Origin of the sequence: Arthrobacter sp. LFS091, from assembly GCF_047977885.1 — a bacterium.
In the GTDB taxonomy this organism is placed as follows: Bacteria; Actinomycetota; Actinomycetes; order Actinomycetales; family Micrococcaceae; genus Arthrobacter.
In genome coordinates this window covers 1-22446 of sequence record NZ_JBFPFP010000009.1, presented here as the reverse complement: position 1 = coordinate 22446, position 22446 = coordinate 1, and the positions used below count along the sequence as shown (strand labels likewise).

19 protein-coding genes and 1 tRNA gene are annotated in these 22446 nt (G+C 62.5%); 10 read left to right on the top strand and 10 right to left on the bottom strand.

Annotated features, from left to right (window positions below; all coding sequences use genetic code 11):
• The first annotated feature begins 195 nt into the window (after positions 1 to 195).
• Positions 196 to 873 (top strand): Crp/Fnr family transcriptional regulator, encoded by a 678-nt coding sequence (locus ACNQOP_RS17180; RefSeq protein WP_011775987.1) that lies wholly within the window; start codon positions 196 to 198, stop codon positions 871 to 873.
• Between the two features lie 197 nt (positions 874 to 1070).
• Here the strand turns inward: ACNQOP_RS17180 and ACNQOP_RS17175 are convergent, their stop codons facing one another.
• From ACNQOP_RS17175 to ACNQOP_RS17165, 3 genes are read right to left on the bottom strand one after another with little or no spacing between them, the layout of a single operon-like run.
• Positions 1071 to 1982, bottom strand: a complete 912-nt coding sequence (locus ACNQOP_RS17175; protein WP_257370942.1) for an NUDIX hydrolase — start codon at positions 1980 to 1982, stop codon at positions 1071 to 1073.
• A 17-nt stretch (positions 1983 to 1999) separates the two neighbouring features.
• Positions 2000 to 2536: a RidA family protein gene (locus ACNQOP_RS17170; RefSeq protein WP_257370943.1), complete on the bottom strand. Its 537-nt coding sequence runs from the start codon at positions 2534 to 2536 to the stop codon at positions 2000 to 2002.
• A gap of 2 nt (positions 2537 to 2538) precedes the next feature.
• Entirely contained in the window at positions 2539 to 2694 is a 156-nt protein-coding gene (locus ACNQOP_RS17165; RefSeq protein WP_011775990.1) for a DUF4177 domain-containing protein, read from the bottom strand.
• Between ACNQOP_RS17165 and ACNQOP_RS17160 the strand changes: the two genes are divergently transcribed.
• The 5 genes from ACNQOP_RS17160 (at position 2693) to ACNQOP_RS17140 (ending at position 9922) form a co-directional block, all read left to right on the top strand.
• Positions 2693 to 5014: a transglycosylase domain-containing protein gene (locus ACNQOP_RS17160; RefSeq protein ID WP_257370945.1), complete on the top strand. Its 2322-nt coding sequence runs from the start codon at positions 2693 to 2695 to the stop codon at positions 5012 to 5014. The two genes, ACNQOP_RS17165 and ACNQOP_RS17160, sit on opposite strands and share 2 nt — an antisense overlap.
• Before the next feature lie 4 nt (positions 5015 to 5018).
• Positions 5019 to 5966, top strand: a complete 948-nt coding sequence (locus ACNQOP_RS17155; protein ID WP_416405244.1) for a metallophosphoesterase — start codon at positions 5019 to 5021, stop codon at positions 5964 to 5966.
• Between the two features lie 152 nt (positions 5967 to 6118).
• Positions 6119 to 7918 carry an ABC transporter ATP-binding protein gene (locus ACNQOP_RS17150; RefSeq protein ID WP_416405243.1) on the top strand — a complete coding sequence of 600 codons (1800 nt, stop codon included), beginning with the start codon at positions 6119 to 6121 and terminating at the stop codon, positions 7916 to 7918.
• Entirely contained in the window at positions 7915 to 9747 is a 1833-nt protein-coding gene (locus ACNQOP_RS17145; protein ID WP_416405242.1) for an ABC transporter ATP-binding protein, read from the top strand. The genes ACNQOP_RS17150 and ACNQOP_RS17145 overlap by 4 nt, the downstream gene beginning before the upstream one ends.
• 98 nt (positions 9748 to 9845) lie before the next feature.
• Positions 9846 to 9922 (top strand) — tRNA-Pro (locus ACNQOP_RS17140).
• A gap of 115 nt (positions 9923 to 10037) precedes the next feature.
• On the opposite strand, the gene ACNQOP_RS17135 is transcribed toward ACNQOP_RS17140, so the two are convergent.
• On the bottom strand, positions 10038 to 10253 hold the full coding sequence (locus ACNQOP_RS17135; RefSeq protein WP_211710492.1) for a hypothetical protein: 216 nt from the start codon (positions 10251 to 10253) through the stop codon (positions 10038 to 10040).
• Between the two features lie 126 nt (positions 10254 to 10379).
• Between ACNQOP_RS17135 and ACNQOP_RS17130 the strand changes: the two genes are divergently transcribed.
• Positions 10380 to 11654, top strand: coding sequence for a helix-turn-helix domain-containing protein (locus ACNQOP_RS17130; protein ID WP_257370949.1), 1275 nt, complete (start codon positions 10380 to 10382; stop codon positions 11652 to 11654).
• Between the two features lie 77 nt (positions 11655 to 11731).
• Here ACNQOP_RS17130 and ACNQOP_RS17125 read toward each other — a convergent pair whose 3' ends face one another.
• Together ACNQOP_RS17125 and purD are read right to left on the bottom strand one after the other, a co-directional pair.
• A complete protein-coding gene (locus ACNQOP_RS17125) occupies positions 11732 to 12670 on the bottom strand; it encodes a phosphoribosylaminoimidazolesuccinocarboxamide synthase (protein ID WP_257370950.1) in 939 nt (312 codons plus the stop codon).
• A gap of 1 nt (position 12671) precedes the next feature.
• The gene (purD, locus tag ACNQOP_RS17120; protein WP_257370951.1) at positions 12672 to 13982 is read right to left on the bottom strand and encodes a phosphoribosylamine--glycine ligase; all 1311 of its coding nucleotides are present in this window, start codon (positions 13980 to 13982) and stop codon (positions 12672 to 12674) included.
• 100 nt (positions 13983 to 14082) lie between these two features.
• On the opposite strand from purD, the gene ACNQOP_RS17115 reads away from it, so the two are divergent.
• Positions 14083 to 15099 carry an asparaginase gene (locus ACNQOP_RS17115; RefSeq protein WP_235517436.1) on the top strand — a complete coding sequence of 339 codons (1017 nt, stop codon included), beginning with the start codon at positions 14083 to 14085 and terminating at the stop codon, positions 15097 to 15099.
• 25 nt (positions 15100 to 15124) lie between these two features.
• Positions 15125 to 15529, top strand: coding sequence for a sterol carrier family protein (locus ACNQOP_RS17110; protein ID WP_416405241.1), 405 nt, complete (start codon positions 15125 to 15127; stop codon positions 15527 to 15529).
• 46 nt (positions 15530 to 15575) lie between these two features.
• On the opposite strand, the gene ACNQOP_RS17105 is transcribed toward ACNQOP_RS17110, so the two are convergent.
• From ACNQOP_RS17105 to ACNQOP_RS17090, 4 genes are all read right to left on the bottom strand, one after another.
• Positions 15576 to 17063, bottom strand: a complete 1488-nt coding sequence (locus ACNQOP_RS17105) for a cation:dicarboxylate symporter family transporter (protein ID WP_257370953.1) — start codon at positions 17061 to 17063, stop codon at positions 15576 to 15578.
• 153 nt (positions 17064 to 17216) lie between these two features.
• Positions 17217 to 17984 carry an SDR family oxidoreductase gene (locus tag ACNQOP_RS17100; RefSeq protein WP_416405240.1) on the bottom strand — a complete coding sequence of 256 codons (768 nt, stop codon included), beginning with the start codon at positions 17982 to 17984 and terminating at the stop codon, positions 17217 to 17219.
• 32 nt (positions 17985 to 18016) lie between these two features.
• Positions 18017 to 18775 carry an aspartate/glutamate racemase family protein gene (locus ACNQOP_RS17095; protein WP_416405239.1) on the bottom strand — a complete coding sequence of 253 codons (759 nt, stop codon included), beginning with the start codon at positions 18773 to 18775 and terminating at the stop codon, positions 18017 to 18019.
• 92 nt (positions 18776 to 18867) lie between these two features.
• Entirely contained in the window at positions 18868 to 20430 is a 1563-nt protein-coding gene (locus ACNQOP_RS17090) for an NCS1 family nucleobase:cation symporter-1 (protein WP_416405238.1), read from the bottom strand.
• Positions 20431 to 20721: 291 nt separating this feature from the next.
• Between ACNQOP_RS17090 and aceE the strand changes: the two genes are divergently transcribed.
• Positions 20722 to 22446, top strand: a 1725-nt coding sequence (gene aceE, locus ACNQOP_RS17085; RefSeq protein WP_416405237.1) for a pyruvate dehydrogenase (acetyl-transferring), homodimeric type, incomplete at its 3' end; no start/stop codon positions are given.

The following is a 22446-nucleotide window of genomic DNA, read 5'->3' as shown; positions in this document are numbered from 1 at the left end:
CGGACCCTGACAGCCAACCGTTAGTCACATCACGCCGGATGACGCATTTGGACTGATTACTGGCCAGAGATGGGTGCTGAACGCCCCAAAGCCGCGCCGTTTCAGCGTTTCGCATGCCAAGTACGTCACAGAAGCCCAAAAATTCTGAAACAATGGCTGAAGCGCCACGACCGAAACTTATACTCAGGAGATTTCATGGACATCGAGGTATTGCGCCGCGCACCCCTCTTCGCCACCCTTGACGACGACGCATTCCGCCTGCTGACGGACGAACTCACCGAGGTGGACCTTTCACGCGGGGCTTCCGTTTTCCGCGAAGGTGACCAGGGTGACCAGCTCTACTTCATCGTTTCCGGCAAGGTGAAGCTCGGCCGCACCTCCCCCGACGGCCGCGAGTCCCTGCTCGCCATCCTCGGCCCGGGTGAGCTTTTCGGCGAAATGGCTTTGTTCGACCCCAGCCCGCGCACCGCCACGGCCACAGCCGTCTCCGAGACCCGCTTGGCTGGCCTCAAGAACGAGAGCCTCAACGCGCTCCTGCGCACTCGCCCCGAGGTTTCCGCGCAGCTTCTTCAGGCCCTGGCCCGCCGCCTCCGCCGCACCAACGATTCCCTCTCGGACCTCGTCTTCTCTGACGTTCCGGGCCGCGTCGCCAAGGCGCTCCTGGACCTGGCTGACCGCTTCGGCCGCCCGGCCACCGACGGTGTCCTGGTTGCCCACGAACTCACGCAGGAAGAACTCGCCCAGCTGGTTGGCGCTTCCCGCGAGACCGTGAACAAGGCACTGGCCGAGTTCGTCCAGCGCGGCTGGCTCCGCCTCGAGGCACGCGCCGTGGTCATCCTCGACATGCAGCGCCTCCGCCAGCGCTCCCGCTAGAGCATTCAAAAAAGCCGCCCCGGTTGATGACCGGGGCGGCTTTTTGTTGCCTTGGTGAGTGAGCGTTCGGCTCAAGCAGGCGGAACGTGAATGAGCGTTGGGCTCAAGCAGGCGGAACGTGAATGAGCGTTCGGCTCAAGCAGGCGGAACCTGAGTGAGCGTTGGGCTCAAGCAGGCGGAACGTGAATGAGCGTTCGTCAGCGTTCGCGCTGGGGCTCTCCGGCTATGGTCTTGGCGGCTTCGACTTCGAGCATCAGGATTCCGCCCTCGTCCACAAGCTTCGCCTGGTACACGTGGGCTTTGCGCTTGTAGCTCAGGTACGCGATGCAGCCATTAGCGGCGGCCATTTTCTCGAGCATGATTTCGGAGCCAGGCACCAGGAGTTGGCCCAACGTGAGCCCAACCGTGTTCGGCTGCCCGATTTCGTCGCCGAGCGCAGGAGTGTCCCGCAGGGAGATAGCCTCGGCAGCGCACACCCAACGGCCCCAGACACCCTTGCTTCCAAGGATCGAAGGCTGCTGGTTCACTGGGACCGTGGCGGCGAAGTACCGGGTGTTGAAGCGGGTGTGCGCAAAGTCCGGGCTCAGCCAATTCACCAAGGGCTTCAACAGATCGGTCCGCAGCGAGAGTCCACGTTTGGACAGCATCTCGGTGAAGGACTTCTCCTGCGCCGCTACTGCTTCCCGGGCCCGCATCCAGTCCACCGTGGAGTTCGACTCAACTGTGGAGGAGGCGTCCGGCCCAGCGAGCAGGACGCCGGTCTCTTCAAAGAGTTCGCGGATGGCGCCCACCACGTGGCGGCGGGCGAGTCCGACGTCGTCCGTTCCCATCTGCTCAGCCCAATGCTGGGGTGAGGGGCCCAACCAACCCACGGGGTCGTCGTCGGACGGGTCCAAGGAACCGCCCGGGAAAGCGACAACACCCAACGGCGAAGATCCTGGCCTGTAACCAAGCCAGGTCTCCAGACCGGTGGGCGAGTCCCGCAAAAGGACAACAGATGAGGCGTAGCGGGCGGCCCTGGGGGTCCGCTCGCCGAGATCAAGCCAGTTTCGTGCTGCCCCTTCGAGTTCGGGGGGCAGAACGAACAGACGGCGTGCAAGCTGCGGCAATTGGGTGAACCGGTTCCTTAGCTGAATTCAGCAATGAGCTCGACCTCTACGGGAGAGTCGAGCGGCAACACAGAAACGCCGACGGCGGAACGTGCGTGCTTGCCGGCCTCGCCCAAAACCTGGCCGAGGAGTTCGGACGCACCGTTGATGACGCCGGGCTGGCCGGTGAACGTGGGGTCGGACGAAACGAAGCCGACCACCTTAACGATGCGGGTGATGCGGTCGAGATCGCCAATGACGCTCTTGACGGCCGCAAGGGCGTTGATGGCGCATACGGCGGCGTAGCGCTTGGCGTCCTCGGGGTCGACGGTGGGTTCATCGGAGGTACCCAACTCGCCGAGAGAGACCTTGCCCGTAGCTTCGAGTTTGCCATTAATAAAGGGCAGCTGTCCGGACGTGTAAACGTAGTTGCCGGAGACAACGGCGGGTACGTAGTCAGCTACCGGGGCGGCGACCTCGGGGAGGGTCAAACCGAGCTCGGCGATCCGCTGCTCAACGGCAGACGTCGGGGCGGCGGATTCCGCGGCAGACGTGGTTTCTGCGGGGGTGGTCATAGTTACTGCTTCTCCCTCTTCAGGTATGCAACAAGGCCTTTGCCATCGGGTCCACCGACGACCTGAACAAGCTCCCAGCCGTCCTCGCCCCACTGGTCCAGGATCTGCTTCGTGGCGTGGATAATGAGCGGAATCGTGGCGTACTCCCATTTGGTCATGACAGAAAGCCTAGCCCTTGCCGGTAAAGTGGAAAACATGGTGACTCGCAAGAACCCACTATTCGACACTGCCACCACCCTCGGAAAGATTCTAGGTTTCCTTGGCGTGAGTGCGATCTGTGGCGTCCTGGTAGCGGGCCTTTTGGTCCCCGCCGCGGCCGTCTCAGGCAGTGCCGCAAGCGGTTCAATCCAGTTCTTTGACACTCTGCCGGCGGAACTCCAGGTGGATCCGCCCAGCCAGAATACGACGATCCTGGCGAAGGACGGTTCGCCGATCGCCTCGATCTACGCAGAGAACCGGACCAAGGTTCCGCTGGACCAGATGAGCCCGTATATCAAAAACGCTGTCATCGCTATCGAGGACAGCCGCTTTTACGAGCACGGCGGCATCGACACCACCGGTATCCTGCGAGCCATCGTCAGCACCGCGCGCGGCAACAAGCAGGGTGCGTCCACCATCACGCAGCAGTATGTGAACAACGTCATCAACGAGTCACTGGTGGCCTCGGGCAACGACTCCGACGTCAAGCTCAACGGTGTTAACAAGGGCGTGGGCGACAAGCTTCGCGAAATGAAGCTGGCCATCGCACTGGAGAAGAAGTTCTCCAAGGAACAGATCCTTGAGGGCTACCTCAACATCGTGTTCTTCAACCGCGACGCGTACGGCATCGAAGCTGCGGCAAAATTCTTCTTCAGCACCTCGGCCAAGGACCTTACCCTCCCCCAGGCTGCACTGCTGGCGGGCTTGGTCAACAGCCCATCCGCTTTTGACCCGATCACCAACCCGGACAACGCCAAGGTCCGCCGTGACCTGGTTCTTGCCGCGATGGTCAACCAGAACAAGATCACCAAGGCCGAATACGACGCCGCTGTGGCTACGCCGGTGACCACCAAGGTCACCCCGGCCCGCCAGGGTTGCGCTTACGCCACCATGGCCCCGTACTTCTGCGACTACGTGCTGCACCTGCTCTTCAACAACCCGGCCTACGGTGACACTCAGGAAGAGCGCATCAAGCGCGTCCAGCGCGGTGGCCTCACCATCAAGACAACCCTGGATCCCACCGCACAGGCAGTGGCCCAGCAGCAGGTTGACGCTACGGCAGGCGCGAACCCGGACAAGTGGGGCGCCTCCATCACCTCCGTCCAGCCGGGCACCGGCCAGATTGTCAGCATGGCCCAAAACACCGTGTGGCTGCCCCAAGAGGGCAAGTTTGATCAGACCCAGAATTTCAACGTTGATGTTTTGGACGCCAATGGCAACGACCTCAACGGCATCGGCGGCTTCCAGCCTGGTTCCACGATGAAGCCCTTCACGTTCGCTGAATGGCTGAACGAGGGCAAGTCGATGAACACCACCATCAACGCGTCCCGTCGGACCTACCCACAGAATTTCCCTTGGCGGAACACTTGTCCAACGCCGGTCAATGGTTTCTACGACAAGAGCGTTCCCGGCAGCTTCGACCTGCAGAACTCCGACGATGGCTACTACAAGAACATGACCGTCCTGTACGGCCTCATGAACTCCATCAACACGGCCACTTTCGCGTCGGCATCACAGGTGGACCTCTGCGGTATCCAAGGCATCGTTGACGCTACCGGCATCCACGGAGGACTTCCGGCCCGCGATGAAAACGGCAAGATCACGGACCCGAACCCCAAGGTCACCATGACCACGCTGGCCAACCTGATTGGTTCTACTCAGACGGCTCCGCTGACCATGGCCGCTGCGTTCGCTACGTTCGCTGCTGACGGCAAGTACTGCGAGCCGATTGCCATCACGTCAGTGAAGGACCAATCGGGTGCTGATCTGCCGGCCCAATCATCGAACTGCAAGGACGCCATCAAGCCCGAGGTTGCCCGCGGTGTGGCTTACGCGATGCAGGAAGTGCTCAACGCTGGTTCTGGTTCGCTGATCCGGCCCGCGCTTTCAACGCGCAACAACTTCCCCGTTGCCGCAAAGACCGGTACCAACGACTCCAACGGCTCCACCTGGGTTGTCGGTTACACCACCGGCCTTGCAACTGCTTCCTGGTTCGGCGATCCGCTGGACAACCAGCTTCGTCCGGGCCGGAACATCACCGTCAACGGCAAGTTCTACCCATCCATCGACGGTTACATGATCGCTGGTCCGCAGTTCACCAACTACATGCTGTCCGTGGCTCCGGCCTACGGAACCAACCCGTTCCAAGCACCGCCTTCCAACCTTCTGGGTGGTGCAGCGCCCCAGCGCACAACTACGCCGGCACCCACCACGCAGAACGCGCCTCCCGCTACAGATAACGGGAACAACGGCAACGGCAACGGTCCGGGCAAGGACTAACCAGGTGTCGTTCGGAGATTCACTGGCAAACCGCGTCCGCAGTGTCGGGCGCGGTTTCGCCGTCACCACAGCAATCGGCGCAGCGGCAGGCGCGGCTGCAGCGGCTTACGGCTGGTGGGAGAAGGACCAATTCGAGGTTCGCCACGAGACCCTTCCCATCCTCCCGGAGGGCTTCGGTCCGCTCAAAGTCCTGCACTTGAGCGACATCCACTTCGTGCCCGGCCAAGAGAAAAAGGCCGAATGGCTGAAGTCCCTCGCCGAGCTCAAGCCTGACCTGGTTGTGAACTCGGGCGACAACTTGAGCCACGCAAAAGCGATCGATCCCCTGGTCCAGGCACTGAGGCCCTTGTTGGAGTTCCCGGGCGTCTTCGTCCCAGGATCCAATGACTACTATGCGCCGAGGATCAAGAACCCTGCGGGCTACTTCCGCGGTCCTTCCAAGCCGAAGAATGAGCCGAAAAAGCTGGATTGGCCCAAGCTCAGGTCCGCGTTTGGCATGAGTGGCTGGATCGATCTCACCAACCGTGCCCAGTCTGTTGTGTTGAATGGCCTGCGTTTCGATTTTTCCGGGGTCGATGACCCCCATCTGAAGCGCGAACGCTACGCGGGCTGGCCGCGCGGCACGGTTAACCAGGACGCCCGCCCGCACCTGAAGGTCGCCGTCGTCCATGCACCGTATCAGCGTGTACTCGACCACTTCACCCAGGCCCAAGCAGACCTCATCATCGCCGGCCACACCCACGGCGGACAGATCTGCATCCCCGGCTACGGCGCTTTGGTCTCCAATTGCGACCTGCCAACCTGGCGCGCCAAGGGCCTCCACGACTGGGAAAGCAACGGATTCACGACGCCGGTGAACGTCTCCGGCGGCATCGGCACCTCGCGCTTCTCACCGGTCCGCATCGCGTGCCGCCCGGAAGCTGTCCTGCTGACCCTCACGGCGCGCAGCTAAACCCCGGGCCACCATTACGATCCTCAATAACTGGGTCAAACATTTCACCGGACCTCCGCGCTTCTGTGAAACGAATCACGGCATGGCATAGGGTAGTTGCTACGGGAAACTACCTCCGCACCATCTGAAGATCCAGCTGTTGAGAAGCGGGCATGTCCAAGCAAACCTCATTTTTCACCTCCGTCGGCCGCCTGTACCCCCATGTGCGGCCCATCATCCCCCGACTACTTATGGGCCTCATCTGCGCCCTGCTCGCGAGCATTGTCGCCTTGACCATCCCGCAAGTGCTGCGGGTACTCGTCAACAACTCCCTGCAGCCGGGCGGTTCCACGGACGCAGTCTGGATTGCCGCCGTCGTGATCCTTGGCTTGGGTATTGCCGAAGCCGGGCTGGTGGCGCTGCGCCGCCAGTTCGTCATCAACCCGGCCACCACTGTTGAGACCAGGATGCGCGTGACACTGTACGGGCACCTCCAGGAGCTCACAGTTGCATTCCACGATCGCTGGGGTTCGGGCCAGCTCCTTTCGCGGGCCATGACGGATCTCAGCTTCCTTCGCCGCTGGATGGCGTTCGGCGCGATCATGCTGGTTGTCACGACGTTGACCGTGATTATTGGCGTCGGCGTCATGTTCTCAATGAGCTGGCAGCTCGCACTGATCTTCCTCGCCGCTGCTGTGCCGATCATGATCAATTCCTTCCGCTTCCGCCGCCGCTTCAGCTTGGTGGCACGCCTCAGCCAGGACCAGGCAGGCGACCTCGCCACCACAGTTGAAGAATCCGTCCACGGCATCCGCGTGCTTAAAGCGTTCGGCCGCAGCCGGGAAGCGCTGGAGAACTTCAACGGCCAAGCCGAGGAACTGCGCCAGACCGAGATCGCTAAGGCCAAGCAGCAAGCGGGGTTCACCCTGGTGGTTACGTTGCTGCCGGAGCTTGCCCTGGGCGTCGGACTGGTGGTCGGCATCATGCTGGCGGCCAGCGGGCAGCTGAGCATTGGCTCACTGGTGGCGTTCTTCGCAACCGCCGCTGTGGTGGCAACGCCGGTGGAATTCTCCGGGATGCTGCTGGCCATGGCACTGACGGCCAAGACTGCGCTGGATCGCCATTTCGAGGTCATGGATACCGAAAACACCATCACCTCCCCGAACAAAGCCGTGGTGCCGGAAGCCGTCAAGGGCGCCCTCCGGTTTGAGCATGCGGGTTTCGGGTTCGACGACGGTGGCAGCCTGCTGCACGATGTCACCCTTGATATCCGCCCGGGTGAGACCATGGCCCTGGTGGGGATCACAGGCAGCGGAAAGAGTGCACTGCTCCAGCTGGTCCCGCGCTTGTACGACGTGACCGAGGGCGCCGTGACCATCGACGGCGTGGATGTACGGGACTACGACATTGACGAGCTCCGCAGGATCGTGGCAGTGGCTTTCGAGGACACCACGTTGTTTTCCAGCTCCGTGCGGGACAACGTGCTGCTTGGCGCTCCGGATCCCAGTGATGCAGCGCTGGATGAAGCCTTGGACGTTGCCCAGGCACAGTTCGCGTACTCGTTGCCGGACGGTGTGGACACGCTGATCGGCGAGGAAGGGCTCAGCCTGTCAGGCGGCCAGCGCCAGCGCATCGCCTTGGCGCGGGCCATCGCCGCAAAACCCAAAGTGTTGGTCCTGGATGACCCCCTTTCCGCGCTCGACGTGAATACCGAGGAACGCGTGGAAGCCCGCTTGCGCGAGGTCCTCCGCGACACTACGACGTTGATCGTCGCGCACCGGCCTTCCACCGTGGCCCTGGCTGACCGGGTCGCGTTGCTCGAAAACGGAACCATTACCGCCGTCGGGACCCATACGGAACTGCTGGCCGAAAACGACCACTACCGTTACGTCATCGCCAGCCTGGATGCCGGTCCCAAGGACCTGGACACCGAACTGGACGAGCTCGAAGAAGCTGAGGAGGCCCGCCGGTGAGCGCCACAACATTTGGAACCGCCAACGAGGACAACACGCACCTCACCAAAGCGGACAGCAAAGCCGTACGACGCCGGTCCCTCGCCTTGCTTGCCTCGCTGATCCGCCCGGTACGGTTGCGTTTCTGGATGACGATCGTGATGGTGGTGGTCTCGCAGCTCACCCGCGTGGCCGGGCCTGCGCTGATCGCTTTCGGGATCGACCATGCGCTGCCGGCATTGCAATCCGGCGATAACGGACCGTTGGTTCTGGCCGGTTCGCTGTATTTGGCAGCGGCGATTGCGACGGCTGGAATGACGGCACTGTATGTCACGTCCACGGCCAGGCTGAGCCAAGCGATGCTCCTCGATCTTCGACTTCGAGTGTTCCGGCATACCCAGCGGTTGAGCTTGGAATTCCACGAGAAATACACTTCAGGCCGCATCATCGCCCGGCAGACCTCCGACCTGGAGGCGCTGCGGGAACTGTTGGATTCCGGTGTCAGCTCTCTCGCCTCCGGCATGCTGTTCATGGTCTTCACAGCCGTCACCGTCTTTGCGTTGGACTGGCGCAGTGGCCTGATCATGCTTGCAGCCGGCGTCCCCATGTTCTTCCTGGCCCGCTGGTACCAGAAGCACTCACAGATAGCTTTCCGCGAATCACGGGTGGTTTCAGCACGGCTGATCGTGCATTTCGTGGAAACGATGACCGGCATCCGTGCCGTAAAGGCCTTCCGCAAGGAGCGCGAGAACGCCGCCCAGTACGGCCAGCTGGCTGAGGATTACCGCAAGAACACTGTCCGGTCCATCAACCTCAACGGCATTTTCCAGCCCGGCCTGGTGTTGATCGGCAACGTCTGCGTGGCCGTTGTGCTGCTGTTTGGCGGCTTCAGGGTTCTGGACGGCGACCTGGCCGTTGGCGTGCTGCTGGCACTCATCCTGTCTACGAAGCGCTTCTTCCAGCCGGTGGACCAGATGGCCATGTTCTACAACTCGTTCCAGAGTGCCCAGGCGGCCCTGGAGAAGGTGTCCGGCCTGTTGGAGGAAGTTCCAACCGTGCGGCCGCCAAAGAACCCCGTGCCGTTGAAGAGCCCCCGCGGCGAGATCGATTTCAACGAGGTGGAGTTCGGCTATAACGACGGCAGCATTGTTGTCCCGCGCCTGGACCTGCATATCCCCGCCGGACAGACCGTGGCCCTGGTGGGGCAGACCGGTGCCGGAAAGTCCACTTTGGCCAAGCTCGTGGCGCGCTTCTACGACGTCACGTCGGGAGCGATCACCCTGGATGGTGTCGATTTGCGGGACCTTGCCACCACCGATCTCCGCCGTGCCGTGGTGATGGTCACCCAGGAGGCTTTCCTGTTCAGCGGATCGGTGGCCGACAACATCGCTTTGGGTCGGCCCGAAGCATCCCGTGCTGAAATCGAAGCCGCCGCCGCAGCGGTGGGGGCGCACGAGTTCATCATGAGCCTCCCCGAAGGCTACGACACTGACGTCAACAAGCGTGGTGGACGTGTGTCGTCAGGCCAGCGCCAACTCATTGGCTTTGCCCGCGCTTTCCTGGCGGCACCAGCCGTGCTGATCCTGGACGAGGCAACGTCTTCCTTGGACATCCCCTCGGAACGCATGGTCCAGCAAGGGCTGTCCAACTTGTTGGAGGGAGTGGCCGGTGGCAGAGGAGCCCGTACAGCCATCATCATCGCCCACCGACTCTCCACCGTGGAAACAGCCGACCGGGTCCTGGTGGTGCACGACGGGCGAATTGTGGAAGACGGAACACCCGCCGAACTGATCAGCGGCGGTGGCCGGTTCGCCCAACTGCACGGGGCTTGGCGGGACTCGCTGGTGTAGCCCTCCTTGCTTGGATGCTGTGAGGAGCGACACCCGGTCCTCGATTTCGCATCACGGGGCTATTCAGCTATCCTTGAACAGTTGCTTTCGCAGCGGATCGGGATGTAGCGCAGCTTGGTAGCGCGCTTCGTTCGGGACGAAGAGGTCGCAGGTTCAAATCCTGTCATCCCGACCAAACACGAAAATGGCGTCGAGAAATCGGCGCCATTTTTGTTTGCCCAAACGAGGGCAAGAAGAAACCCCCGGGGCCTCGCTCGTCACGCCCCGGGGGTTTCTTCACTACACTGGATTTACATTGGATCCGGCCAGTTGCCAATGGACATCGGCGTGTACGTGGTATCCGCTGACTTAGTTGGCGCCGCCACGCGCATGGGATCGGGCCAGTTGCCGATAGCACTTACCGTGCTGGAGTCTCCTGCCGAAGCAGCGGAGACGACTGCGGGAGCCGCGACTGCCAGCGACAGCGCGCCTGCCAAAGCCGCTGAAGCGATGATTTTCTTGAACATGGTATTTCCCCAATGCGAGTCGGATTCGTTACGGAAATTGCGTGGTCCCTGTTGACATACATTGTAAAATGTTTTCCACAGAGACTGTCAAGGTTTTGGTCAAAAGACACCTGTAGGAGGAACCCCGTGGGAAACGGATTCGGCGAGAAGCTACGTGCCGAACGGCTCGAACGTGGGTTAACGCAGGCCGAGCTCGGCAAGAACCTGTATTCGCCCAGCTACATTTCGCTGTTGGAGACTGGACGCCGGGAACCCACTGCCGAGGTCATCGAAGAGCTTGCCCGGCGGCTGGAACTTGCTCCCAAAGCCCTGGAAGCGTGGAGCCAGCCCGTCTCCGTGAGCGACGCGGAATATGTCCTGGCCGGTCTCTACGCCCGGCAGGCATGGGACCTCCGCGACTACCAACTCGCAGCCAGCCACGCCGCCACCGCAGCGCAGATCGCCCTTGAAGCCAAGAACAACAGCGCCTGGTGGAACATGACCTACATGCAGGCCGAGTGCGTGATGAAGCAAGGCCACCTCAAGGAATGCCAGCAGATTGTTGAGCACCTCCTGGAACACCCCATGGCCACGGAGTCGGCAGGCCTGGGAGTGCGCGCATGGCAGATGCTTGCCGCTGTGTGCCACGGACAAGGTCAGCTGGCCACCGCCGTCGAGCATGCCAAGCAAGCGGTCAAGCTGTGTGAGCAGCTGCCCAAGGGCTCAACTCTCATCATTGGTGCGCACCGCGCGCTGATCGGTGCCCTCGCAGAGAGCGGCAAGCTGGACGAGGCATGGACGTACTGCCTGGCCATGATTGAGCACATGGACGAGCACTCCATGTCGCAGCTTGCCGGCGAGGTCGCGTGGGTTGTGGGCAACGTAGCGTTCATGCGCCACGACTATGTGGAAGGCATCAAGCACCACGAGCGTGCAGCCAAGCTCCTCTCCCCCGCCAACGACATCGAGCTGTGGGCCCGGTTCAATAAGGCTTCGGCCGCGGTGCGGTTGTCCTCCGGGATTGTGGAGCCGGAAACACTGTCCGCCATCGAGCGTGCGGAGCTGGCCCTGTCCATCGTGGGCGGCAACAAGACAGACCAGCTCGAAGTGGCTTTCATCAGGGCCCGCTGGCTCTACCTGACCGGCGACATCCTCGCTGCGGTGGAGAAACTGCGCGAAATTTACGCCGACCGCAAAGTCCTGGCCCGGCACACTGCAGGCGAGGTTTCGCTGCTGCTGGGCAAGTCCCTGAAAGCCGCAGGCGAAACCACCGAGGCACTGCATTACCTGGAAGAGGCCCAGCACGACTTCAGTGCCGCCGGAGCCTCGGATCGGGTTCAGCAGGCCATGGACGCGGTGCTGGAGATCCGGCTCGCCGAGCGCCGCGCCGCTGCAACACACCCGGAACATTCTCAGGCCTGATAAACCAAAAAACCAGGGGACAACACACGCTCTACTGCATATTCAGTAGAGCAGGTGCTGTCCCCCAGTTGGGTGGGCTACGCGAAGGTGCGGCCCGTGAGCTTTTCGTAGGCCTCGACGTAGCGGGCGCGGGTGCGCTCAACAACGTCGGCGGGCAACGCCGGCGGCGGGGTGTCCGAGGACTTGTCCCAGCCCGACTCCGCCGAGGTCAACCAGTCTCGGACGTACTGCTTGTCATACGACGGCTGGGACTGGCCCGGCGCGTACGTGGATGCATCCCAGAAACGTGAAGAGTCCGGGGTGAGGACCTCGTCACCCAACGTGATCACGCCGGTGGCAGCGTCGATCCCGAACTCCACCTTGGTATCGGCAAGGATGATGCCGCGTTCGCGTGCGATCTCCTCGGCGCGGGTGTAGATCTTCAACGTGAGCTCGCTCAGGCGGGCGGCGATGTCGTCACCCACCATGGCCACGACGTCGTCGTAGGTGATGTTTTCGTCGTGCTCGCCAACCTCGGCCTTGGCCGAGGGCGTGAACAGCGCCTTCTCCAAGCGCGAGCCGTCAACCAGGCCTTCGGGCAGCGGGATGTCACACACCGTGCCGGATGCCTTGTACTCGGCCAGGCCTGAACCTGTCAGGTACCCGCGGGCGATGCACTCCACGGGGAACATGTCCAGCTTCTTGCAGATCATGGCACGGCCTTCAACCTCGGCCGGGACGCCGCCCTCAACGGTGGAAGCGAGGACGTGGTGCTCGACGTCCAGCTGGTCGAACCACCACAGGCTCAGCTGGGTCAGAACACGGCCCTTGTCCGGGATCTCGCTGCTCAGCACGTGGTCGTAAGCACTGATGCGGTCGCTGGCGACCACCAGGACGCATTCCTGGCCCACTTTTTCGGTGATGGACTCGTCGGCCGGGACGTAGAGGTCACGGACCTTGCCGGAGTAGACGTGCGTCCAACCAGGAAGCTGCAGGGCCTCGGTTTCCAGGCCGCCGGTGGGAAGGGAATCGGTCATGTCAGGCCTTCACTTTCGGGATGGTTCCAGTACCCGCGAAGGGAACCCGGATTTCGCCGCGGGCGGCCTTGCCTCCGATGTCCGTACGGAACTGCGAGCCTTCAAGCTGAACCAGCTCCACGCCGTCGTACGCTTTTTCGCGGGCTTCCACCAGATCGGAACCGAGCGCCACAACGGCCAGGACGCGGCCGCCAGCGGAAACCACCTTGCCCTCATCATCCAGCTTGGTTCCGGCGTGGACCACGTGGACGCCGTCCAATTCGTCAACCTTCTTCAGGCCACGGATCCGGTCACCCGTGCGGGGCGCGTCCGGATAGTTTTCGGCAGCAACCACGACGGCGACTGCCGTGTCCTTGGACCAGCGCAGCTCTTCGGCGGTGTCCAGTTCGCCCTTGGCAGCTGCCAGCAGCAGCGCGCCGAGCGGGGTCTTGAGGCGGGCCAGGACCGCCTGGGTTTCAGGGTCGCCGAAACGCACGTTGAATTCGATGACGCGGGTGCCACGGGAGGTCAGGGCGAGGCCGCAGTACAACACGCCGATGAAGGGCGTGCCGCGGCGGGCCATCTCGTCCACGGTGGGCTGCGCCACGCGGTCGATGACTTCCTGGACCAGGCCCTCGGGCGCCCACTCAAGCGGGGTGTATGCACCCATGCCGCCGGTGTTGGGGCCTTCGTCGTTGTCGAAGATGCGCTTGAAATCCTGCGCCGGGGACAACGGAACGGTGGTGCGGCCGTCGCACAGGACGAACAGGGAAACTTCAGGGCCGTCAAGGAATTCCTCGATGACCACGGTTCCACCGGCATCGAAGCACGCCTGGGCGTGTGCCAGTGCTTCGTCGCGGTCGTTGGTGACAACCACACCCTTGCCGGCAGCCAGTCCGTCGTCCTTGACCACGTGCGGCGCACCGAAAGTGTCCAGGGCGTCCGCGGCTTCTTCTGCGGTGGTGGCAACGCGGGCCATGGCCGTGGGAACGTTGGCTTCGGCCATGATCTGCTTGGCGAAAGCCTTGGAGGCCTCCAGCTGGGCCGCTTCCTTGCTGGGACCGAACACCGGAATCCCGGCCTCACGTACAGCGTCTGAAACACCGGCAGCCAGCGGCGCCTCGGGTCCTACGACTACCAGGTCCACGCCCAGCTTGGTGGCGAGGGCAGACACGGCTTCCGGGTTGTTCCCGTCGATCGCGTGGGTGGGAACGAGTTTGCTGATGCCCGCGTTGCCCGGGGCCGCGTGGACCTCCGACACGTTCGGGTCTTCAAGCAGAGAGCGGACAATGGCGTGTTCGCGGCCGCCTGGGCCAATGACGAGTACCTTCACGGCTTCAAGGGTACTTTGTGAAGGGCGAGCATCCTAAGCTGTGTCACGCACCGGACCCCGAGAGAACCCCAGTAACCACGGCGCCCCATAGACTTACTGCATGCCAATGAGTTCGCACGAAACCTTCAACGTAGACTCCGCAGTGGAACTGGCAGTGATCGAACGCAGCGGCTTCATCGAGTCCCGGCATGTTGGTGCTGCCGTGGTCCTGGCCGGTGATGGTTCCGTAGTGACCCGGCTGGGTGACATCGATGCCCCCGTTTTCGCCCGCTCCACCCTCAAACCTTTCCAGGCGTTGGCTTCCATGCAGTCCGGCGTCCCGCTGCGTGGCGCGCAGGTGGCCGTGGCGTGCGGTAGCCACACCGGCTCCCTGGAACACATGGATGTGGTGGAAGGGATGCTCAAGGCCGCCGGCGTCCGCGAGGAAAACCTGCACTGCCCCACGGCGTGGCCGCAGGATGAGACGGCCCGTAACTGGCTGGTACGGTCCGAGCGGGGCCAATCCAAGCTCGCTTTCAATTGCTCCGGCAAGCACGCAGCCTTCCTGTGGGCTTGCACCGAGAACGGCTGGGACCTCCGCAGCTACCTCGAACCGAACCACCCGCTGCAGCAGCGCGTTCGTTCCGTCATAGAGGAATACAGCGAAGAGACGATCTCCCATCTGGGCATCGATGGGTGCGGCGCGCCGGTAGCAGCGCTGTCGCTCACCGGTCTTGCGCGCGCCTACTCCAAGCTGGCCAAGTCGCCCGGCGACTCCTCTTCCAACGCCCGCGCAGCCACCATCGCCACGTCCATGCTGGATTACCCCTGGGCCGTCCAGGGCAAGGGCGAGTCCAACACGGTGGTCATGGAGGAACTGGAGGTCCTGGCGAAGATCGGCGCCGAGGGCGTCCTTGTCCTGGCAACGCCCACCGGCGCTACCGTGGCGGTCAAGGTTCTGGACGGCAACCTCCGTGCCACCACCCTGGTTGGGCTGACGCTGCTTGCCGTCAGCGGGGCAGTGGACATCCCCGCGGTTTCCAACGTCCTGGAACGCGTAGTGGAGCCGGTGCTCGGCGGCGGACGTGCGGTAGGCAGGATCCGCCTGGGCCATGCCGTCTCCGCACTGCTCGACTAAACCCGCACAGGATAAGGAAATACCCATGGCTGTTGCACGACGCCGAGTCAACATCGAAGAAGGCCGCGCCGCCCTGGCAACCTGGCAAACCGCCGTCGAACGTTCCGAAACCGCCGGTGGGACAACCGCCGACGCCGGGACGCCGCCGTCGCGCACGTTGATTGCGACGGCGGTCCGCTACTCGCTGGAGGAAGTCACCGCCCGCGCGCCCGGCAATTCGGTGGAGGTCCGGGTGCCGCCGTTCGGCGTGACCCAGTGCGTTGAAGGGCCCCGCCACACGCGAGGCACTCCCCCGAACGTCATTGAGTGCGACGCCGACACCTGGCTTTCGCTGGTGACGGGCCGGATCTCGTGGGCGGATGCGGTGTCGTCACACAAAGTGACAGCCTCCGGCTTGCGCGCCGATCTTTCCGGCTTGCTGCCCCTTTAAATGGAGGATGCCCTCCGGAGCTTTCCGGAGGGCATCACCTATTACGTCAGTCGGGGCAGATCGGGTCCTGTGATTTGCCCGGCTTGCTCATCTCGAATTGCGGGATCTCATCGGAGGTGGGGCCGCCACGGAATTTCGGAGACGGGTTCTGGCCGCTGCTGATGCGTTCCAGTTCCTGTTGCTCAAAGACATCTTCCTTGCCGAGCATGATTGCGGTGTCCTCATTGGTGATCTCACCGTTGAACGCGCGGACCATGACGCTGCGGTCGAATTGGCCCTCCCATTTGGCGACGACGAACGTTGCCACACAGTTGCCGAGGAGGTTGACGACGACGCGCATGGAATCCATGAGGCGGTCGGCGCCGAGGAGGAGTGCCACACCGGCGACCGGGAAGATGCCCAAGGCTGCAGCGGTTGCGGAAAGTGCGAGGAAGGATGAGCCCGGGACACCTGCCATTCCCTTGGAGGTCAGGAGCAGCACGCCAAGGGCAGCCAACTGCTGGCCGAGGTCCAGGTTGTGACCGAAAGCCTGGGCCAGGAACAGCAGTGAGATCGAAAGGTAGATCGCGGCGCCGTCGAGGTTGAAAGAGTAGCCGGTGGGAACCACCAGGCCGGTGGTTGCCCGGGAGCACCCGGCGTTGGTCAGCTTGGTCATGATGCGCGGCATCACGGCTTCAGTGGATGCCGTGCCAAGCGCCAGCAGGAATTCTTCGCGGGTGTACTTGAGGAACTGCCACAGCGGAACCCGGGCGAAGCCCCACGCCACCAGGAACAGCAAGCCGATGAAGATGATCGCCGCTCCGTAGCAGGATGCGATCAACAGTGCGTACGTTCCCAAGGTCCCCACGCCGTACTGGCCGATGATGAAGGCCATGGCACCAAAGGCACCGATCGGGGCCACCCTCATGATCCAGGACATGATCTTGAAGATCAGCTCCAGGACAGTCTCCATGAGGCTGATGACCGGCAAGCAACGTTCCCGGCCGATGACGACGATTGCAGCGCCGAAGAAGACGGAGAAGAACAGGACCTGCAGCAGGCTGTTGCTGGCGAAGGCACCGATGACGCTTGAAGGAATGACGTCCAGGATGAAGGCGGCCGCGTCCTTGGGGACTGCGTGGCCGGTCTTCGCGTCGAGCGCCTCCTGGGAAAGCGTTGAGGGATCGATGTTCAGCCCGGCACCCGGCTGGACGATGTTTCCTACGATGAGCCCGAAAACGAGGGCGAAAAGCGTGGCACCGGTGAAGTACAGGAGCGCCTTGACCCCAACCCTTCCGACCGCCTTGACGTCGCCCACTGCCGAGATCCCCGTGACGATCACGAGGAAAATCAGCGGGGCAATGATCATTTTGATGAGTTGAATGAATCCATCACCCAGTGGCCGGAGGGCGGACCCGATATTCGGCCAAAAATGACCGATGAGCACACCTGCGACGACGGCGATCAGAATTTGAAAAAAGAGCGACTGATACAGCCGCTTTTTCTTCTGCGGGGCCGAACTCGCCTTCAGCGCCGCGGAGTCTGGGATCTTCATTGATCTGAACCAATCAGTTTGGGAACAGCCCCTCGTTTTGGGGGGATGTTTTCAATGTAAGCCGGGTCACATCATTCCGCAAGGGGAAAATGAGTTTCCATATTATGGAAGTCACAATCGGTTGGAAGGCCGCGGACGGGCGTCCCTAACTCGCTAGCCGCGGCCCACGAACGGCATGCCGGCAGCCGTGACCACCAGGGATCCAACACTGGCCGACGCCGGCATGTTGGCCATCATCAGCACGGCACGGGCTGCGTCGTCCACCGGGAACATCGGTTCCACCTTGCGGGTTCCATCGGCCTGCAGGGCACCGGAGCCCACGCCGATGGTGTCCATGATCTCGGTCCGGGTATTGCCGATGTCGATCTGCCCGCACGTAATGCCAAAAGCCCTCCCATCGAGCTCAATGCTCTTGGTGAGGCCGGTCATCGCGTGCTTGGTGACCGTGTAGGCAACGGACCGCGGCCTGGGCGAATGGGCCGAAATGGAACCATTATTGATGATCCGCCCACCTTGGGGTTCCTGGGCCTTCATGGTGCGTACCGCTTCAGCCGCGCACAGCATGGAACCGGTGACATTGACCCGCAGGGTCGCTTCCCATTCGTCCACGCTGATCTCACCGACGTCGCCCGCAGGACCAAAGATACCGGCGTTGTTGAACAGCACATCAACCCGGCCCCAGCGCTGGCGAACCGCCGCGAAAAGGCGGGCGACGTCGTCGGGCGCTGTTACGTCGCAAGGAACCGCAAGCGCGTGCGGATGATCGCCCGCAGTCTCAAGCAGCTGCGCCTCCCGGCGGCCGGCCAGCGCCACCCGGTAACCCTCCGCGAGCATCAGCCGGGCGACCGCCCGCCCTATGCCGGAACCGGCCCCGGTGACGACGGCGATCCTCGGGTGGGCGGGCAGGCTGGACTCAGTCATTTGTTGCCTTTCGGAAAATGCTTTGGGCAGCGTCAGCGTGCGGCTTCGGGCTGGTCTGTGGAATGCCGGGCTGCGGTTATCGGCCAGCCTATGACAGTCTTCGGGCGCGGCGTGGCGTAGGTTCGCACCTTGGACGTGGACAGGCCAAGGCGGACCAGTGACTCGGCGATGGTGACGGCCGAGGCTACGCCATCCACCACGGGAACCCCGGTCCGCTGGCGGATCTGCTCATCCAGCCCCGCCATCCCGCCGCAGCCAAGGACGATGACCTCGGCCTTGTCATTCCGGACGGCCTCTTCGGCCTGGCCAACGATCGCTTCGACGGCCCGCTCGGGGTACTCCTCGAGTTCCAGCACTGCCATGCCACTGGCCCGGACAGAGGCGCAGCGGGCGTCCAGGCCGGCCAGCTTGAGGCGGTCCTCGATCAGCGGCACCGCGCGATCAAGGGTGGTGACCACCGAATATTTGTGGCCGAGGAACATCGCCGTACTGGCAGCGGCTTCGGTGATGTCGACGACGGGCACGTCCAGGAGTTCCTGCAGGCCTTCGCGGCCGTGTTCGCCATAGCCGGCCTGGATGACGGCGTCGAAGGGCTCGGGATAGTTGACCACGGCATCCATGACGGCGATCGCTGCAAGGTAGCTTTCGAAGTTTCCTTCGCAGGAATCGGCGCCGAAGCGGGGTGTGATGCCGATGATTTCGGTGCCCGGAGCAGCCGCCGCCCGCGCCTGGGCGGCGATGGAGTCCGTCATGGACTGGGTGGTGTTGACGTTTGCGACAAGGATGCGCATGGAAATCCTTTCAACGGCGACGCCCACCCCCGGGGCAACTGGACCGGAGTCCGGCTGCCCATGAGGATGGGCCTGGCCTTGGTGCTGAGTTGCTAGTGGGTGCTTGCGACGGCGATCGGCTCACCGGACACGTCGTCGTGACGTTGCTTCTTGTCAGCAACTGCGAAGAACGTGAGGGCGGCGACGCCTGCTCCGATGAACCACGCGAAGGGTGCTGCTGGTGCCAGCGCCGGGATGAACGCTATGGCAACGGCGATGGCGGCGGCCGGGATCAAAGCGATGATGGCCCTTGGATTCACGCCGCGCTTGTAGAAGTAGGCACCCTTGGGATCATCGGTGTACAGCTCGGGGACGTTGACCTTACCCCGGCGTACCAGCCAGTAGTCGGCCATGATCACTCCGAACAGCGGGCCGAGCAAGGCGCCAAGTCCGCCCAGGAAGTACACGATCACGATCGGGTTGTTGTAAAGGTTCCAGGGCAGGATGACCAAGCCGATGGTGCCACTGACCCAGGCTGCCTTACGGAAGTTCAGGTGCCGCGGGAAGAGGTTGGTCAGTGCGTACACCGGCGCCACGAAGTTTGCCATCAGGTTCACGGCCACGGTGAGGATCAGCAGCGCCAGGCATGCCAGCACCAACAGGAGCGTGTTGGGGATGCTCTGGACAATATCGGAGGGGCTTTCGATGACCGTGCCGTTGATCTTGTACTGCCCGCCGGCCATGACCACGACAATGGCGCCGAAGACCAGCATGTTGATGGGGATACCCCAGAAGTTGCCCTTGACGATCGACTTCTTGGTGGTGGACGAGCGGGTGAAGTCGCAGAAGTTCAGCACGAAGGTTCCGTAAATGGAAACCCACAGGGCTCCGCCTGCGAAGATGGTCAACCACATCTCGCCACCTTCAAGGCCCTTGATCCCGGACCACTGGATGGCTCCACCGGCTTCGACAAAGACCCACACAGCGATGGCGGCCATGGTGACCAGGATGACCGGACCCGCGAACGCCTCGTACTTACGGATCATTTCCATGCCGAAACTGACGATGACAAGCTGGACGATCCACAGGGCCACAAAGGACAACCAGCCCAAGGTGGAAAGTCCCAGAATGGAGTTGCTGTCCAGGTCCTTCAGGCCTGGCGCCATGGCAACGAGCATGACGCGCAGGACGACGGATGCCAGGTATGTCTGGATTCCGAACCACGCCACGGCAACGGCGCCGCGGATCAAGCTGGCAATCTGCGCACCGCGGATGCCAAAACTGATGCGGCTCATCACGGGGAAAGGGACGCCGGTCTTCTGGCCCATGAACCCGGAGAAGTTCAGGAGGGCGAAGAGGAGGACCGCACCAATCCCCAGGGCCACCAGGATCTGCCACCCGCCCAATCCGAGCGAGAAAAGACCAATGGCGAAAGCATAGTTACCCAGGCTGTGGACGTCGTTGGCCCAGAGGGTGAAGATGCTGTAGCTGGTCCACTTTCGGCCTTTGGCCTTGGTGGGGGCCAGGTCGATGTTGTAAAGGCTTGGGCTGATGGTACGGCCTGATGCTTCGGACGCGATTGCACACAATTCTGTATTGCCAACCACACGATGGTTGGGGCCACCCTGCGGTTCGTCCGGAGTCTCAGTGACGCCGACTGATGAAGTCGTCTGCATCGTGGATCTCCACTTCGTACTGCTTCCACATTGCGGAAACTAGTTATTGAATAGTGAAAGCACTCTATGACGCAGGTCACTCATGGTCAAGGTGCTCCCGGTGTATGCAGGGTCACATTTGGTTGCCTGGCGACAGGATTGCCAGTTGACTGTTGCGGACAGGCGATCCGTGTTGACGCTGCCCATCGACAGACGTAATCTCGAATTGCAGAATTTTATTCTCACAATACGAAATTCCTTGAGCGCCCCCACAGAGCAAGCGCCCAGACATTCAATGAAGAGAGGTTGGACGTGGCTGTAGGAGAAGAGACCTCACACATCCTCAGCGGGTTGACTGCCCAGCTGCCTGATCGTGATCCGGAAGAGACTGCTGAGTGGATTGAGTCCCTTGATGCGTTGATCGCCGAGCAGGGTACTGAGCGTGCGCAGTTCATTATGCGTTCGTTGTTGCAGCGTGCTGGTGCCCGGTCGGTGGGTGTGCCGATGGTGACGACCACTGATTATGTGAACACGATCCCGGTGGACCAGGAAGCGCCGTTCCCGGGGAACGAGGAGTTCGAGCGCCGGTATCGGGCGTATATGCGGTGGAACGCTGCGGTGATGGTTCATCGTGCGCAGCGTTCCGATATTGGTGTGGGCGGGCATATTTCCACGTATGCCGGTGCCGCGACCCTGTATGAGGTGGGGTTCAACCACTTCTTCCGCGGTAAGGACCACCCCTCCGGCGGGGACCAGGTGTTCTTCCAGGGTCACGCGTCCCCGGGGATGTACGCGCGGGCGTTCATGGAAGGCCGCCTCAGCGAAGAGGATCTGGACGGGTTCCGTCAGGAGAAGTCCAAGGAAGGGCATGCCCTGTCCTCGTACCCGCACCCGCGCCTGATGCCTGATTTCTGGGAGTTCCCGACCGTGTCGATGGGTATCGGCCCGATGAACGCGATCTACCAGGCCCAGTCCAACCGGTACCTGCAGAACCGTGGGATCAAGGACACCTCGGACCAGCAGGTCTGGGCGTTCCTTGGTGACGGGGAAATGGACGAGCCCGAGTCCCGTGGTTTGTTGCAGCTCGCCGCGAACGAGAACCTGGACAACCTGAACTTCGTGGTCAACTGCAACCTCCAGCGCCTGGACGGTCCCGTGCGCGGTAACGGCAAGATCATGCAGGAACTCGAAGCGTTCTTCCGCGGTGCGGGCTGGAACGTGATCAAGGTCGTCTGGGGCCGGGAGTGGGACTCCCTGCTCGAGGCCGACACCGACGGGGCGTTGGTGAAAATCATGAACGAAACCCCCGATGGTGACTACCAGACCTACAAGGCCGAGTCCGGCGGGTTCGTGCGGGAACACTTCTTCGGGAAGAACCCGGCCACCAAGGACATGGTCGCGGACCTGACCGACGAACAGATCTGGGGCCTCAAACGCGGCGGCCACGACTACCGCAAGGTCTACGCCGCCTATAAGGCAGCGACCGAGTTCAAGGGCAAACCCACCGTGATCCTGGCCAAAACCGTCAAGGGCTACGGACTCGGGCCGCACTTCGAGGGCCGCAACGCGACCCACCAAATGAAGAAACTGACCATGGAAGACCTCAAAGCCTTCCGTGACCACCTCCGGATCCCCATCAGCGACGAACAACTCGACGCGGACCTCTACCGGCCCCCGTACTACCACCCCGGCATGGACGCCCCGGAAATCCAATACCTCATGGAACGCCGGGCCGAGCTTGGCGGGTTCGTCCCCGAACGCCGCCGCACCCACACCCCCGTGACCCTCCCGGACCCGAAGTCCTACGACGTCGCCAAACGCGGGTCCGGGAAACAACAAGCCGCGACCACCATGGCCTTCGTGAGGCTCCTCAAAGACCTCATGCGCGACAAAAACTTCGGCGCACGCTTCGTGCCCGTCGTCCCCGACGAATCCCGGACCTTCGGGATGGACGCGTTCTTCCCGACCGCGAAAATCTACAACCCCAAAGGCCAGAACTACCTCTCCGTGGACCGCGACCTCGTCCTGGCCTACAAA

Excerpts from the sequence above, each read along its gene's own strand:
- ACNQOP_RS17180 (WP_011775987.1), top strand. The coding sequence starts at position 196 with ATGGACATCGAGGTATTGCGCCGCGCACCCCTCTTCGCCACCCTTGAC.
- ACNQOP_RS17170 (WP_257370943.1), bottom strand. The coding sequence starts at position 2,536 with ATGACCACCCCCGCAGAAACCACGTCTGCCGCGGAATCCGCCGCCCCG.
- ACNQOP_RS17160 (WP_257370945.1), top strand. The coding sequence starts at position 2,693 with ATGACAGAAAGCCTAGCCCTTGCCGGTAAAGTGGAAAACATGGTGACT.
- ACNQOP_RS17165 (WP_011775990.1), bottom strand. The coding sequence starts at position 2,694 with ATGACCAAATGGGAGTACGCCACGATTCCGCTCATTATCCACGCCACG.
- ACNQOP_RS17150 (WP_416405243.1), top strand. The coding sequence starts at position 6,119 with ATGTCCAAGCAAACCTCATTTTTCACCTCCGTCGGCCGCCTGTACCCC.
- ACNQOP_RS17135 (WP_211710492.1), bottom strand. The coding sequence starts at position 10,253 with ATGTTCAAGAAAATCATCGCTTCAGCGGCTTTGGCAGGCGCGCTGTCG.
- ACNQOP_RS17125 (WP_257370950.1), bottom strand. The coding sequence starts at position 12,670 with ATGACCGATTCCCTTCCCACCGGCGGCCTGGAAACCGAGGCCCTGCAG.
- ACNQOP_RS17115 (WP_235517436.1), top strand. The coding sequence starts at position 14,083 with ATGCCAATGAGTTCGCACGAAACCTTCAACGTAGACTCCGCAGTGGAA.
- ACNQOP_RS17110 (WP_416405241.1), top strand. The coding sequence starts at position 15,125 with ATGGCTGTTGCACGACGCCGAGTCAACATCGAAGAAGGCCGCGCCGCC.
- ACNQOP_RS17105 (WP_257370953.1), bottom strand. The coding sequence starts at position 17,063 with ATGAAGATCCCAGACTCCGCGGCGCTGAAGGCGAGTTCGGCCCCGCAG.
- ACNQOP_RS17100 (WP_416405240.1), bottom strand. The coding sequence starts at position 17,984 with ATGACTGAGTCCAGCCTGCCCGCCCACCCGAGGATCGCCGTCGTCACC.
- ACNQOP_RS17095 (WP_416405239.1), bottom strand. The coding sequence starts at position 18,775 with ATGCGCATCCTTGTCGCAAACGTCAACACCACCCAGTCCATGACGGAC.
- ACNQOP_RS17090 (WP_416405238.1), bottom strand. The coding sequence starts at position 20,430 with ATGCAGACGACTTCATCAGTCGGCGTCACTGAGACTCCGGACGAACCG.